The following is a 13,176-nucleotide window of genomic DNA, read 5'->3' as shown; positions in this document are numbered from 1 at the left end:
ATGGAAATCGGTTTTACCCTCGTTGCCCAGGCACTGGCGTTCGCCGGTCTGATCTGGATCATCGCGACCAAGATCTGGCCGCCGCTGATGAATGCCATCGAAGAGCGTCAGCAGAAGATCGCTGAAGGCCTCGCCGCTGCCGACCGCAGCCAGAAGGATCTGGCCCAGGCGCAGGAAAAGGTCAACGAAGCACTGAAGGATGCACGCGGCAAGGCCAACGAGATCATCGACCAGGCCCACGCGCGCGCCAATCAGATCGTTGAAGCCGCCAAGAATGAAGCCATCGCCGAAGCGAACCGCCAGAAAGATCTGGCCCACGCTGAAATCGAGGCTGCCGCCAACCGTGCCCGTGAGGATCTGCGCAAGCAGGTGTCCGCGCTGGCGGTGAGCGGTGCCGAAAAGCTGCTCAAGCGCGAAATCGATGCCAACGCCCACAAGGCGCTGCTCGACGAGCTGGCATCGGAGATCTGATCGATGAGCCAGGCCCTCACGCTTGCACGCCCGTATGCCCGCGCCGCGTTCGCGACCGCGCGCGACGAAGGCACGTTCGCGCCGTGGTCGGACGCGCTTGCGTTCTCCGCCCACGTAGCCGCCGACCCGCGCGTGGCGGCCTTGCTGTCGAACCCGGAACTGGACCGCGGCGAAGCCGTCGCGTTGCTGGCCCCGGAATCGTCCAGCGAGACCTTCGGTCGCTTCCTGGCCATCCTGGCCGGTGCGCACCGTCTGCCGCTGCTGCCGGAAATCGCCGGCATGTACGCCCAGCTGCGCGCTGAAGCCGAGCACGTGGTCAAGGCCACGGTGACCTCGGCCACCGACCTGTCCGGCGCCGAACTGGACGCCATCAAGGCCGCGCTGCGCAAGCGCTTCGGCTGCGAGGTGGACGTGACGACCGCGGTCGATGCCTCGCTGATCGGCGGTGCCGTGATCGACGCCGGCGATGTGGTCATCGATGGCTCGCTCAAGGGCAAGCTGTCGCGCCTGCAGACCGCGCTCGCTAACTGAATTCATTTAACGTCCGGCGTGATCGCCGGCACTAGGACTTGACGATGGCAACCACGCTCAACCCCTCCGAAATCAGCGAACTGATCAAGAACCGCATCGAGAAGGTCAAGCTGGCCGCGGAATCGCGCAACGAAGGCACCGTGACCAGCGTGTCCGACGGCATCGTGCGCATCTTCGGTCTGGCCGACGTGATGCAGGGCGAAATGATCGAACTGCCGAACAACACCTTCGCCCTGGCACTGAACCTGGAGCGCGACTCGGTCGGCGCCGTGGTGCTGGGTGCCTATGAGCACCTGCGCGAAGGCGACGTCGCCAAGACCACCGGCCGCATCCTGGAAGTGCCGGTCGGTCCGGAAATGCTCGGCCGCGTGGTCAACGCGCTGGGCGAGCCGATCGACGGCAAGGGCCCGATCGCCGCCAAGGCCACTGCGCCGGTGGAGCGCGTTGCCCCGGGCGTGATCTGGCGCAAGTCGGTCGACCAGCCGGTGCAGACCGGTTACAAGTCCGTCGACTCGATGATCCCGATCGGCCGCGGCCAGCGCGAGCTGGTCATCGGTGACCGCCAGACCGGCAAGACCGCCCTGGCCATCKATGCGGTGATCAACCAGAAGACCACCGGCATCAAGTGCGTGTACGTCGCGATCGGCCAGAAGGCCTCGACCGTGGCCAACATCGTGCGCAAGCTGGAAGAGAACGGCGCCCTGGCGCACACCGTGGTGGTTGCTGCGACCGCGTCCGAATCGGCCGCGATGCAGTACATCAGCGCCTACTCGGGCTGCACCATGGGCGAGTACTTCATGGACCGCGGCGAAGACGCGCTGATCGTGTACGACGATCTGTCCAAGCAGGCCGTTGCCTACCGCCAGATCTCGCTGCTGCTGAAGCGCCCGCCGGGCCGCGAAGCCTACCCGGGTGACGTGTTCTACCTGCACTCCCGCCTGCTCGAGCGCGCTGCCCGCGTGTCCGAAGAGTATGTGGAGAAGTTCACCAACGGTGCCGTCAAAGGCAAGACCGGCTCGCTGACCGCGCTGCCGATCATCGAAACCCAGGCCGGCGACGTCTCGGCCTTCGTGCCGACCAACGTGATCTCCATCACCGACGGCCAGATCTTCCTGGAAACCGATCTGTTCAACTCCGGCATCCGCCCGGCCGTGAACGCCGGTATCTCGGTGTCGCGCGTCGGTGGTGCGGCCCAGACCAAGATCATCAAGAAGCTGTCCGGCGGCATCCGTATCTCGCTGGCGCAGTACCGCGAGCTGGCTGCGTTCGCGCAGTTCGCCTCGGACCTGGACGAAGCCACCCGCAAGCAGCTTGAGCGCGGTCAGCGCGTCACCGAGCTGATGAAGCAGAAGCAGTACGCCCCGATGTCGATCGCCAACCAGGCGCTGTCGATCTACGCCGTCAACGAGGGTTACCTCGACGACGTGCCGGTCAACAAGCTGCTGGCACTGGAAGAGGGCCTGCACGCCCACTTCGCCAACACCCAGGGCGAGCTGATCAACAAGATCAACGCCACCGGCGGTTGGGACAACGAGATCGAAGCTGCCTTCAAGCAGGGCATCTCCGAGTTCAAGACCACCGGCAGCTGGTAATACCGGTCCTGTATTGCTCCGCTGGGCTTGAAAGCAGCGGAGCAACGCTCCGCTCTACGTCAAACGCGGGGCATGTGCCCCGCGCCACGGGAATAAGAGATGGCTAGCGGTCGCGAAATCAAAACCAAGATCAAGAGCGTGCAGAACACCCGCAAGGTGACCCGTGCGCTGGAGATGGTCTCGGCCTCCAAGATCCGCAAGGCGCAGGAGCGGATGAAGACCTCGCGCCCGTATGCGCAGGCGATGAAGCAGGTGATCGGTCACCTGGCCCAGGCCAGCACCGATTACCAGCATCCGTTCCTGGTCCAGCGTGACGAGGTCAAGCGGGTCGGTTACATCGTGATCTCCTCCGACCGTGGCCTGGCCGGTGGCCTGAACAACAACCTGTTCCGCAAGATGCTGGGCGAGGTTCGCCAGTACCAGGACAAGGGCGCCGAGATCGACGTGGTGACCGTGGGCCAGAAGGCATCGACCTTCTTCCGCCGGATCAAGGTCAACATGGTCGGTAGCGTTACCCACATGGGCGACGTGCCGCACCTGGAGCAGCTGATCGGCGTGATCAAGGTGATGCTCGATGCCTTCACCGAAGGCAAGGTCGATCGCGTGTACCTGGTCTACAACCGCTTCATCAACACGATGACGCAGAAGGCCAGCTTCGACCAGCTGCTGCCGTTGCCGGCCGCTGAGAAGCAGGTCGCGCACCACGACTGGGACTACCTGTACGAACCCGACGCCGCGACCGTGCTCGAGCACGTGATGACGCGTTACGTCGAGTCGCTGGTGTACCAGGCCGTGCTGGAAAACGTCGCGTCCGAGCATGCAGCCCGCATGGTCGCGATGAAGTCGGCCAGTGACAACGCGAACAAGCTGATCGGAACCCTGCAGCTGGTCTACAACAAGGCCCGCCAGGCAGCGATCACCCAGGAAATCTCCGAAATCGTCGGCGGCGCGGCAGCAGTCTGACGCGCACAGTCAAAGCACACATTAGAGGATTGCAGCAATGAGTCAGGGCAAGATCGTTCAGATCATCGGCGCCGTCGTCGACGTCGAATTCCCCCGCGAGTCGGTGCCGAGGGTGTACCACGCGCTGAAGGTGGACAACACCGAAATCACACTGGAAGTGCAGCAGCAGCTGGGTGACGGCGTGGTCCGTTGCATCGCGCTGGGCTCCACCGACGGCCTGAAGCGCAACCTGGTTGCCACCAACACCGAACGCGCCATCTCGGTGCCGGTCGGCGCAGGCACCCTGGGCCGCATCATGGACGTGCTGGGCCGTCCGATCGACGAAGCCGGCCCGGTGGCCGCCAGTGATACCTGGGAAATCCATCGTGCCGCCCCGTCGTACGAAGACCAGTCCCCGGCGACCGAGCTGCTGGAAACCGGCATCAAGGTCATCGACCTGATGTGCCCGTTCGCCAAGGGCGGCAAGGTCGGCCTGTTCGGCGGCGCCGGCGTCGGCAAGACCGTCAACATGATGGAACTGATCAACAACATCGCCAAGGCGCACAGCGGTCTGTCCGTGTTCGCCGGCGTGGGTGAGCGTACCCGTGAGGGCAACGACTTCTACCACGAGATGAAGGACTCCAACGTCCTGGACAAGGTCGCGATGGTGTACGGCCAGATGAACGAGCCGCCGGGCAACCGTCTGCGCGTCGCCCTGACCGGCCTGACCATGGCCGAGTACTTCCGCGACGAGAAGGACGAGAACGGCAAGGGCAAGGACGTGCTGCTGTTCGTGGACAACATCTACCGCTACACCCTGGCCGGTACCGAAGTGTCGGCACTGCTGGGTCGTATGCCGTCGGCCGTGGGCTACCAGCCGACCCTGGCCGAGGAAATGGGCGTCCTGCAGGAGCGCATCACCTCGACCAAGAATGGCTCGATCACCTCGATCCAGGCCGTCTACGTGCCCGCCGATGACTTGACCGATCCGTCGCCGGCCACCACGTTCGCCCACTTGGACTCGACCGTGACCCTGTCGCGTTCGATCGCCTCGCTGGGTATCTACCCGGCCGTGGATCCGCTCGATTCGACCAGCCGCCAGATGGATCCGCTGGTCATCGGCCACGAGCATTACGACACCGCCCAGCGCGTCCAGCAGACCTTGCAGAAGTACAAGGAACTGAAGGACATCATCGCCATCCTGGGCATGGACGAACTGTCCGAAGAAGACAAGCAGGCCGTGACCCGCGCCCGCAAGATCGAGCGCTTCTTCAGCCAGCCGTTCCACGTGGCCGAAGTGTTCACCGGCTCGCCGGGCAAGTACGTGTCGCTGAAGGACACCATCCGTGGCTTCAAGGCCATCGTTGATGGTGAGTACGATCACCTGCCGGAGCAGGCGTTCTACATGGTCGGCAGCATTGAAGAAGCGGTCGAGAAGGCCAAGAAGATGGCCGAGAAGGCCTGATGCGGCGGGGACGGGCACACGCCCGTCCCGACCGTGACACGGGGTGGGCTCGCGCCCACCGCTGCGGAACACCTGCGGTGGGTTCAACCCGCCCCTTAGCGAAGAGAGTTACATGAGCACCATCCGTTGCGACATCGTCAGCGCCGAGCAGGAAATTTTCCGTGGTGAAGCGACCCTGGTCGTGGCCACCGGCGAGCTGGGCGAGCTGGGCATCGCGCCCAAGCATGCCCCGCTGATCACCCGGTTGAAGCCGGGCAAGGTGGTGGTGACCACGGCCAACGGCGAGCAGCTCGATTTCGCCATTTCCGGCGGCATCCTCGAAGTGCAGCCGCAGGTCGTGACCGTGCTGGCCGACACCGCGATCCGTGCCCAGGACATCGACGAAGCATCGGTGCGCAAGGCCAAGGAAGAAGCCGAGCGCATGCTGGCCAATCGTGGTGAGGCAATGGACGTGGCCCAGGCCCAGCAGAAGCTGGCCGAAGCGGTCGTCCAGCTGCAGGCGCTGGAGCGCCTGCGCAAGACGCTCAAGCACTAAGCAGCTTGCCTGCGGGTGTTCGACTGCGCCGGCCTTGTGCCGGCGTTGTCGTATCCGGGCCGCCGTGCAGGGAGATGGCCTGTACTGTGATCGACCCGGCAACGGGGCGCGGCCAGGTCGGGCAGAATCGGCGGCATCCTTTGCCCGGCGCCTGACGATGATTCCTGTACGCACTATCACGGTCATCGGCATCCTTTGCAGCCTGGTGCTGTCTGCCACCGCGTCCGCCCGCGCGCCGCAGGACAGCCTGGCCGACTGGATCGCACAGGTGGCGGCGCGCAACGCGATCGCCCACGACGTGGCGGCATACAAGTTTCCCGCCGGACGCCCGATCGAAGACCCTCGGCGCGAGGCGGCCGTGCTCGCCGACAAGCGCGCACGCGCCCTGCAGATGGGGTTGGACCCGGACAGCGTGGTGGCCACCTATCGCCAGCTGATCGAGGCCAACAAGCTGCTGCAGCACATTGACGTACACCGCTTCCTGCTGGGCACGCAGGTGCCGCCGGCTCCGCCGCTGGAGGTCATCCGGGACCGCATCGACGTGCTGGATGCGCACCTGTTGGCGCAGTGGGCATCGCTGGACGATGTGCGCGCTGCGCCGGACTGCCCGCGCCGGCTGGCACAGGCCATTGCCCGGCAGGCTGCGGAGGCGGCGAAGAACGAGCAGGACAGTGGAAACGCATTGGTGCTGGCCACGGTCGGCTTCTGTGCGGACGAGGCACGCGCCCGGTCGGCGCCGACCGGAGGATGAGTCGGGACCGGTTGCCTGCACGTTCGGCTGCAGCATGACGCGACTGGAGTTTGCTGCTAGAAGTGCACCTGCCGACATGCCCCCGGACGTGCGCGACCGGAGACTGACATGCAGGCATTGGAAACCCCTGACGCTTCAATCAAGGAATGATCATGTTCAAGAACGCATTGATTCTCGCGGTGGCCCTCACCGGCCTGGTGGCGTGTGGCAAGAAGGACGACGCTGCCGCGCCTGCTACCCCAACCCCGGCGGCGGCTGCACCGTCCACCGCTGCAGCGTCCACCGATGCCGGCATCGGCGCGGGCCTGCCCCAGGCCTGTGAGGCCTACCTGACCCGCGCCAAGGCCTGCTTCGACAAGTCCAACCCACAGACGGCCGCTGCCTTCCAGCAGGGCGTGGACCAGGCCAAGGCGCAGTGGGCCACCATGCACGACAAAACGGCGCTGGAGGCGGGCTGCACGTCGGCCAACGACCAGTTCGCCCAGGTCGCCAGCGCGCTGAAGTGCGAATAGCCTGACCCCGGCCGGGCACCGCACCGGTGCCCGGTTACTGCGCCGGCTGTTCAGCGATAGACGAAGTGCCGCATCAGCAGGAACGAGAGGGCGGCCAGGCCGCCTTCGACGATCGGTTTGGCCAGCCACGCATAGGCCAGGCCCAGGTGGTGCGCCGTCGTGCTCACCAGCAGCGTGCTGACCACGGTCAACACCAGCCACAACGCCAGGAACCGTGCGAAACGCGCCCAGCCGAGGCGCTGGCCGCCTTCAGCGGCAAATGTGTAGCGGCCGTTGAGCCAGAACCCCAACAGCATTCCGCACACCCGGCCCAGCACGTTGGCCGGCGCGGTCGGAACGCCCAATGCCGTGGCACCGACGAACACCGCCCAGTCCACGAGCAACTGCACCAGGCCGATGAGGATGAAGCGGCTGCCTTGGCGGATCAGGCTCACGGGAGGGCGGTACCGGTGCGGAAAGGCAGCATGTTAACTGTCCGCGTTCTAGAATTGCAGCCACTACCGCCCACACACGCTGCCCCATGACCCAAGCCCTGCACGTCATCATCCTCGCCGCCGGCGCTGGCAAGCGCATGAAGTCCGACCTGCCCAAGGTGCTGCAGCCGATTGCCGGCCGCCCGATGCTGGCCCATGTGATCGATGCTGCCCGCGACCTGCAGCCCGCCGCCATCCATGTGGTGTACGGACACGGTGGCGATGCGGTGCGCGACGCGTTCGCCAGCCAGACCGACCTGCTCTGGGCCCAACAGCGCGAACAGCTGGGCACCGGCCATGCCGTGCAGCAGGCCATGCCGAACGTGCCCGACGCGGCCACCGTGCTGGTGCTGTACGGCGACGTGCCGATGATCCGCACCGACACCCTGCGCCACCTGCTGGCGCAGCCGGGCCGGCTGGCGGTGCTGGTGGCCGAAGTGGCCAACCCGACCGGCTACGGCCGCATCGTGCGCAATGCCGAGGGGCGCGTGGCGGCGATCGTCGAGCAGAAGGACGCCAGCGACGAGCAGCTGTCCATCCGCACCATCAACACCGGCATCATCACCGCCGAGTCCACGGCGTTGCGCACCTGGTTGTCACAGCTGTCCAATGCCAACGCGCAGGGCGAGTACTACCTGACCGACGTGTTCGCCGCTGCCGCGCATGACTATACGCCGGCCGACATGGCGTTCGTCGAGGACGCGCAGGAAGCCGAAGGCGCCAACGATCCGTGGCAGCTCGCACAGCTGGAACGTGCGTGGCAGCTGCGCGCGGTGCGGGCGCTGTGCACGCAGGGCGCCCGGGTGCTGGACCCGGCGCGGCTGGACATCCGTGGCACGGTCAGCGTCGGGCGCGACGTGCAGATCGACGTCAACGTGATCCTGGAGGGCCGGGTCGAGCTGGGCGACGGTGTCAGCATCGGGCCGTTCACCCGGCTCAAGGATGTGGCGCTGGCCGCGGGCACCGTGGTCAAGGCGCATTGTGATCTGGACGGCGTGGTCAGCGAGGGCGCGGCCGAGATCGGGCCGTTCGCGCGGCTGCGCCCGGGCACGGTGCTGGCCGCCGGCAGCCACGTGGGCAACTTCGTGGAAACCAAGAAGGTCACCCTCGGGCCAGGTAGCAAGGCCAACCACCTGACCTACCTGGGCGATGCGGTGATCGGGGCCAAGGTCAACATCGGCGCGGGCACCATCACCTGCAACTACGACGGGGTGAACAAGTCGCAGACCACTATCGGCGACAACGCTTTCATCGGCTCCAACAGCGCGCTGGTGGCGCCGGTGGTCATCGGTGAGGGCGCCACGATTGCGGCCGGGTCGGTGGTTACCCGCCATGCGCCGGACGGCAAGCTGACGGTGGCGCGTGCGCGGCAGGAAACCATCGAGGGCTGGAAGCGTCCGGTCAAGAAGGCCTGAGCGGTGATGCCGGCCATTGGCCGGCATCAGGCAATACCGGCGGCATGAGCTTGCCGGCCGTGCCTCAGGCAATGGGCAGGAAGATCGCCACGCACAGGCCGCCTTCGCGGCGGTTCTGCAGCGAGATGCGACCGCCGTGCGCTTCGACGATCTCGCGTGTGAGGGCCAGGCCCAGTCCGGTGCCGTTGCGCTTGGTCGAATAGAACGGCATCAGCGCGTTCTGCAGCACGGCCTCGTTCATGCCCTTGCCGCGATCGAGTACTTCCAGCCGCAGCCACTGCGGCAGCCGGGTCAGCCGCACTTCGACGTCGTCGTTGGGCGGTTCGGCTTCGCTGCAGGCTTCGTGCGCGTTCTTGAGCAGGTTCAACAGCGCCTGGCCGAGCTGGGCGATATCCACCCGGCTGTGCAGTTCATCGCTGATGCCGCTCATGCGGAACGCGATCTGGTGCTGCAGGCTGGTCAGGAACTGCAGCCATTGCACGTTCTGCAGCTGCGGTTGCGGCAGCTTGGCAAAGCGCGCATAGCCGCGGATGAAGCCTTCCAGGTGCCGCGCACGATCTTCGATGGTGGCGAACACTTCCTCCAGGCGCTCGGTCTTGCCACGCCGCACCAGCTCGCCGCCGGAATGTGCCAGTGACGCGATCGGCGCGAGCGAGTTGTTGAGTTCATGACTGATTACCCGGATCACCTTCTTCCACGTCTGCACTTCCTGGCGGCGCAGCTCGGCGGTGAGCAGGCGGATCAGCAACAGGTCGTGGGGGCGTCCGTTGAGGTGGAAGTTGCGGCGCGACAGGTGGTAAACCTGTTCGTCCTCTTCATCGTCGCTGCCTTCGTCATGCACGGCGAACAGGCTGTCGCCACCGCGCACGATCGCGTCGCGCAACTCCACCGGCATGGTTTGCAGCACGTCCTGCATGCGCTGGCCTTCCAGCTTCCAGCCGTTATGCAGCAGCCGACGCGCGGCCAGGTTGGAGAACGCCACGCGCTGGATACCATCGCCGCCATTGGCCAGCAGCAGCATCGACACCGGGGTGTTCTGCACCATCGTGTCCAGCAGCAGCTCGCGTTGCACCAGGCCCTGGCGTTGTTCGCGCAGTACATCGCCCAGCTCGCGGTGGGCCTTTACCAGGTCGCCCAGTTCATCGTTGCCCGGCCAGTACACGCCGAAGTTGTACTCGCCATCGCGGTAGCTGCTGGTGGTGCCGGACAAGGCGCGCAACAGTGAACGCACCGGTGCGGTGGCGCGGCGCAGGCTCCACCACATCACCGACAGCAGTACGATCAGGGAGACCGCGCTGATCAACCAGCCATGGTCCAGCCAGTAGGCCAGGTACCACGGAAAAGCGGCTGCCAGCGCCAGTACCGGCAGCAGGCGCAGGAACAGCCGGAAGGTGAACGAGCTGCGCTTCATTCGCGCGGAATACCGTAGCGGTCCATGCGCCGGTACAGCGCCTGCCGGCTCAGGCCAAGTTCGGCGGCGGTCTGGGCGATGATGCCGTGGTTGCGGCCCAGCGCGGCTTCGATATGGCTGCGGTCCGGGTCGACCGTCGGGCTGGCCGGGCGCGGTGCGCTGGCCCCCCGCGGCAGGTTGAGATCGGTCACTTCGATGCGCGGCCCGCTGGCCAGCAGCTGGGCGCGTTGCAGTACGTTGCGCAGTTCGCGCACGTTGCCCGGCCAGGTGTGTCGCTGCAACGCGGTGGCCGCGGCGGCGGACAATGGCTTGTCGCCGTCCATGAAGCGTTCGGCCAGCGGCAGGATGTCGCCGGCCCGTTCGGCCAGCGGCGGCAGCGCCAGCTCCACGGTGTTGAGGCGGTAGTACAGATCTTCGCGGAACTGGCCATCGCGGATCATCGCCGGCAGGTCGGCATTGGTGGCACTGATCACCCGCACCTTGACCTGGCGTTCGCGGTTGGAGCCCAGCCGCTCGAAGCGTCCGGTTTCCAGCACGCGCAGCAGTTTCATCTGCCCGCCCAGCGAAAGATTGCCGATCTCGTCCAGGAACAGCGTGCCGCCATCGGCGGCCTCGAACTTGCCTTCGCGTGCCTTGTTGGCGCCGGTATACGCGCCGGCCTCGCTGCCGAACAATTCGGCCTCGATCAGTTCGGCGGGAATGGCGCCGCAGTTGAGCGCGACGAACGGGCCCTTGGCCACCAGCGAATTGGCCTGGATGATCTCGGCGATCTTCTCCTTGCCGGCGCCGTTGGGTCCGGTGATCAGCACCGGCAGTGCCGAGCGCGCCACCTGGCAGGCGAGGTTCACCACGCGCTCGCTGGCCGGGTCGGCAACCACCGCACCGCGCAGGTCGTAGCGGGCTTCCAGCGCCGAGCGGTTGCGCTGCTCGCGCTCGCGGCGGCGGTCCAGCTCGCGACGGGTTTCAGACAGTTCCAGCAGGTTGTTGACCGTGACCAGCAGCTTGCGGTCGTCCCAGGGTTTGGCCAGGTAATCGGCGGCGCCGGCGCGGACCAGGTCCACGGCGCTGCTCAAGTGGGTCCAGGCGGTCAGCAGGATCACCGGCAGGTCCGGATGGCGGGCACGGATCTGCTGGAACAGGGCCTCGCCTTCCTCACCGGAGGTGGTGTCTTCGGTGAAGTTCATGTCCTGGATGACCAGGTCCACCGGATGTTGTTCCAGCAACGCCAGTCCGGCGTCGGGTGACAACGCGTGCAGCGCATCGATGTCGTGCAGCGAGAACAGCACTTCCAATGCGGTGCCGACGCTGGCGTTGTCGTCAATGATCAGGATTGAAGGCATGCGGCATCGAAAGCCAGGAAGTGGAATCAAGAGTACCGGAGCGCCGGGCCAACGTGGAGATGGCCCGGCGCGCGGGTGCCTCAGCTGCGCGGGGTGGGCGGTGCCGGGGGCGCTGGCGGTGCCGGAGGCGCCGGAGGAGCCGCCGGGACTACCTTGCTCCAGGCGGCAGTGGTCACATCCAGGCTCATCTGATCGCCCCTGCGCACCACCGTCATCGGCAGTCGCGTGCGGTGCGTAGCGGCCAGCGTATCGGTCAGGTCGGCGATCGTGCGCACCGGCTTGCCGTCGATGCTCAGGATCCTGTCGCCGGCGCGCACGCCGAAGTAGGTGCCCGGCTCGGTGGTGGTGACCCGCACGATGCCCTGGTTGGCATCCACGACCAGATGATGGTCGCCCTCGCGCCATTCCAGGCGTCCGGTTTCGGTGCGGGTGGAGGTGGTGGCGGCCAGCGCCGGTGCGCTGGCCAGCAGGAAGGACAGCACGAGGGTGGACAGCAGGGTCTTGCGCATATCAGGCACTCCGGGTGGCAACGGCAGGGGGAACGGCGGCGGCACGACGGGCCGGGCCGAAGACAGCGATCTGGCCGAGCAGCCACAACAGCATCGCGCCGATCGGCAGGTAACTGATGGGCATGCGCGGCAGCTCGTAATTGTTCATCAGGTACAGATTGATCGTGTAGGCCATCAACATGCCGAGCACGATGCCGACCGTGGCCAGCAGGAAGTTCTCGGTCTGGAAATAGCGCAGGATCTGCCCGCGGGTCGCCCCCAGCGCACGGCGGATGCCGATCTGCTTGGTGCGCTGCTGCACCCAGAAGCTGGCCAGCCCGACGATGCCCAGTGCGGTCACTACCAACAGGGCGACGCAGACGGTGATCAGCAGGCCGACCATCGCCCGGTCGTTGGCGAAGTACTTCTGGCGCTGCTCTTCATAGGTGCGCTTGCCACGGACCAGGCGGCTGGAATCAACGCGTTCCAGCGCTTTCACCGCCGCTTCGAGCACTTCATTGCGCCGCGCCGGATCGGTGACCCGGATCAGGTAGAAGGCCTCGTCGTAGCCCATGCGCAGCGGCAGGATGAGCGAGAAGCGGGTATCGCCTTCGCGGCTGGTCGGCCGGGCCAGTTCCTTGACTACCCCCACCACCCGCAACGGCATGTGCCCGCTGTAGACGGTCTTGCCCACTGCGGGGGTACCGGGGAACAGTTTGTCGGCCGCGGCCTTGGACAGAATCACCGCCGATCCGTTGGCCTCCAGATTCGGATCGTTCTTGGCGGTCTCCACGTCCTGGTATTCATCGGCCTGGAAGTCACGGCCGGCCACCACTTCCAGGCCCAGCGTGTCCACGGTGCCTTCGCTGCCGAAATACTGCGACGCGCTCAGGGTGGGGCGTTCCTGGTCCGGGGTCAGGCCCAGGCTGGTGTTCCAGGAGTTGTTGCGGAACGGCATCTGGTTCAGCGGCACCACGCTCTTGACCCCGGGGATGCCGCGCAGCGCGGCCAGATCTTCGCGGGTTCGTGCGGCCACGTTGACCTGGGTGCCGATGCCGCCCAGACGGACTTCGACCAGTTCGTTCTCGGCGATGCCGCTGGGCTGGTTGATCTTCTCGATGCGCTGGCCGATCAGGAACAGCGCGTTGCAGACGATCGCGCAGGTCAGCGCGATCTCCAGCACGATCAGTGCGGCGGCGGTCTTGTGCCGGCGCAGCGTGGTGAGGATGGGACGAATATCCATGATGTGC

At 66.1% G+C, this 13,176-nt stretch carries 14 protein-coding genes; 9 read left to right on the top strand and 5 right to left on the bottom strand.

The genetic code is table 11. From position 1 onward, the window contains the following. From AC1DR7_RS11055 to AC1DR7_RS11020, 8 genes are all read left to right on the top strand, one after another. Entirely contained in the window at positions 1 to 471 is a 471-nt protein-coding gene (locus AC1DR7_RS11055; protein WP_128097913.1) for a F0F1 ATP synthase subunit B, read from the top strand. Between the two features lie 3 nt (positions 472 to 474). Further along, positions 475 to 1,002, top strand: coding sequence for a F0F1 ATP synthase subunit delta (locus tag AC1DR7_RS11050; RefSeq protein WP_256776900.1), 528 nt, complete (start codon positions 475 to 477; stop codon positions 1,000 to 1,002). Between the two features lie 44 nt (positions 1,003 to 1,046). After that, positions 1,047 to 2,594, top strand: a complete 1,548-nt coding sequence (gene atpA / locus AC1DR7_RS11045; RefSeq protein WP_478076488.1) for a F0F1 ATP synthase subunit alpha — start codon at positions 1,047 to 1,049, stop codon at positions 2,592 to 2,594. 99 nt (positions 2,595 to 2,693) lie between these two features. Continuing rightward, a complete protein-coding gene (gene atpG / locus AC1DR7_RS11040) occupies positions 2,694 to 3,557 on the top strand; it encodes a F0F1 ATP synthase subunit gamma (protein ID WP_038686099.1) in 864 nt (287 codons plus the stop codon). Between the two features lie 37 nt (positions 3,558 to 3,594). Then, positions 3,595 to 5,001 carry a F0F1 ATP synthase subunit beta gene (atpD, locus tag AC1DR7_RS11035; RefSeq protein ID WP_256776902.1) on the top strand — a complete coding sequence of 469 codons (1,407 nt, stop codon included), beginning with the start codon at positions 3,595 to 3,597 and terminating at the stop codon, positions 4,999 to 5,001. A 112-nt stretch (positions 5,002 to 5,113) separates the two neighbouring features. Then, complete coding sequence (locus AC1DR7_RS11030) at positions 5,114 to 5,536, top strand: F0F1 ATP synthase subunit epsilon (protein ID WP_256776903.1); 423 nt, start codon at positions 5,114 to 5,116, stop codon at positions 5,534 to 5,536. Between the two features lie 157 nt (positions 5,537 to 5,693). After that, the gene (locus tag AC1DR7_RS11025) at positions 5,694 to 6,287 is read left to right on the top strand and encodes a chorismate mutase (RefSeq protein ID WP_457321008.1); all 594 of its coding nucleotides are present in this window, start codon (positions 5,694 to 5,696) and stop codon (positions 6,285 to 6,287) included. Between the two features lie 152 nt (positions 6,288 to 6,439). After that, positions 6,440 to 6,799, top strand: coding sequence for a DUF5339 domain-containing protein (locus AC1DR7_RS11020; RefSeq protein ID WP_256776905.1), 360 nt, complete (start codon positions 6,440 to 6,442; stop codon positions 6,797 to 6,799). A gap of 50 nt (positions 6,800 to 6,849) precedes the next feature. Here AC1DR7_RS11020 and AC1DR7_RS11015 read toward each other — a convergent pair whose 3' ends face one another. Then, positions 6,850 to 7,233, bottom strand: coding sequence for a GtrA family protein (locus tag AC1DR7_RS11015; RefSeq protein WP_256776906.1), 384 nt, complete (start codon positions 7,231 to 7,233; stop codon positions 6,850 to 6,852). 86 nt (positions 7,234 to 7,319) lie between these two features. On the opposite strand from AC1DR7_RS11015, the gene glmU reads away from it, so the two are divergent. Further along, on the top strand, positions 7,320 to 8,687 hold the full coding sequence (gene glmU, locus AC1DR7_RS11010) for a bifunctional UDP-N-acetylglucosamine diphosphorylase/glucosamine-1-phosphate N-acetyltransferase GlmU (RefSeq protein WP_256776907.1): 1,368 nt from the start codon (positions 7,320 to 7,322) through the stop codon (positions 8,685 to 8,687). A gap of 64 nt (positions 8,688 to 8,751) precedes the next feature. Here glmU and AC1DR7_RS11005 read toward each other — a convergent pair whose 3' ends face one another. The 4 genes from AC1DR7_RS11005 to AC1DR7_RS10990 all read right to left on the bottom strand — a co-directional run bounded on the left by AC1DR7_RS11005 (position 8,752) and on the right by AC1DR7_RS10990 (position 13,169). Continuing rightward, the gene (locus tag AC1DR7_RS11005; RefSeq protein ID WP_457321237.1) at positions 8,752 to 10,098 is read right to left on the bottom strand and encodes a sensor histidine kinase; all 1,347 of its coding nucleotides are present in this window, start codon (positions 10,096 to 10,098) and stop codon (positions 8,752 to 8,754) included. Next, the gene (locus tag AC1DR7_RS11000) at positions 10,095 to 11,438 is read right to left on the bottom strand and encodes a sigma-54-dependent transcriptional regulator (RefSeq protein ID WP_457321235.1); all 1,344 of its coding nucleotides are present in this window, start codon (positions 11,436 to 11,438) and stop codon (positions 10,095 to 10,097) included. Before AC1DR7_RS11000 ends, AC1DR7_RS11005 begins: the two co-directional genes overlap by 4 nt. 80 nt (positions 11,439 to 11,518) lie before the next feature. Further along, complete coding sequence (locus tag AC1DR7_RS10995) at positions 11,519 to 11,947, bottom strand: PDZ domain-containing protein (RefSeq protein WP_478051543.1); 429 nt, start codon at positions 11,945 to 11,947, stop codon at positions 11,519 to 11,521. Between the two features lies 1 nt (position 11,948). Beyond that, positions 11,949 to 13,169, bottom strand: coding sequence for an ABC transporter permease (locus tag AC1DR7_RS10990; RefSeq protein WP_478051544.1), 1,221 nt, complete (start codon positions 13,167 to 13,169; stop codon positions 11,949 to 11,951). Between the last annotated feature and the right edge of the window lie 7 nt (positions 13,170 to 13,176).

It is taken from the genome of Stenotrophomonas sp. P5_A9, assembly GCF_056400525.1.
The sequence above is the reverse complement of the archived record's forward strand: the minus strand, read 5'-3'. Positions and strand labels throughout refer to the sequence as shown.

Excerpts from the sequence above, each read along its gene's own strand:
- AC1DR7_RS11050 (WP_256776900.1), top strand. The coding sequence starts at position 475 with ATGAGCCAGGCCCTCACGCTTGCACGCCCGTATGCCCGCGCCGCGTTC.
- AC1DR7_RS11000 (WP_457321235.1), bottom strand. The coding sequence starts at position 11,438 with ATGCCTTCAATCCTGATCATTGACGACAACGCCAGCGTCGGCACCGCA.
- AC1DR7_RS11055 (WP_128097913.1), top strand. The coding sequence starts at position 1 with ATGGAAATCGGTTTTACCCTCGTTGCCCAGGCACTGGCGTTCGCCGGT.
- atpD (WP_256776902.1), top strand. The coding sequence starts at position 3,595 with ATGAGTCAGGGCAAGATCGTTCAGATCATCGGCGCCGTCGTCGACGTC.
- atpG (WP_038686099.1), top strand. The coding sequence starts at position 2,694 with ATGGCTAGCGGTCGCGAAATCAAAACCAAGATCAAGAGCGTGCAGAAC.
- glmU (WP_256776907.1), top strand. The coding sequence starts at position 7,320 with ATGACCCAAGCCCTGCACGTCATCATCCTCGCCGCCGGCGCTGGCAAG.
- AC1DR7_RS11020 (WP_256776905.1), top strand. The coding sequence starts at position 6,440 with ATGTTCAAGAACGCATTGATTCTCGCGGTGGCCCTCACCGGCCTGGTG.
- AC1DR7_RS10990 (WP_478051544.1), bottom strand. The coding sequence starts at position 13,169 with ATGGATATTCGTCCCATCCTCACCACGCTGCGCCGGCACAAGACCGCC.
- AC1DR7_RS11030 (WP_256776903.1), top strand. The coding sequence starts at position 5,114 with ATGAGCACCATCCGTTGCGACATCGTCAGCGCCGAGCAGGAAATTTTC.
- AC1DR7_RS11025 (WP_457321008.1), top strand. The coding sequence starts at position 5,694 with ATGATTCCTGTACGCACTATCACGGTCATCGGCATCCTTTGCAGCCTG.
- AC1DR7_RS11005 (WP_457321237.1), bottom strand. The coding sequence starts at position 10,098 with ATGAAGCGCAGCTCGTTCACCTTCCGGCTGTTCCTGCGCCTGCTGCCG.
- AC1DR7_RS10995 (WP_478051543.1), bottom strand. The coding sequence starts at position 11,947 with ATGCGCAAGACCCTGCTGTCCACCCTCGTGCTGTCCTTCCTGCTGGCC.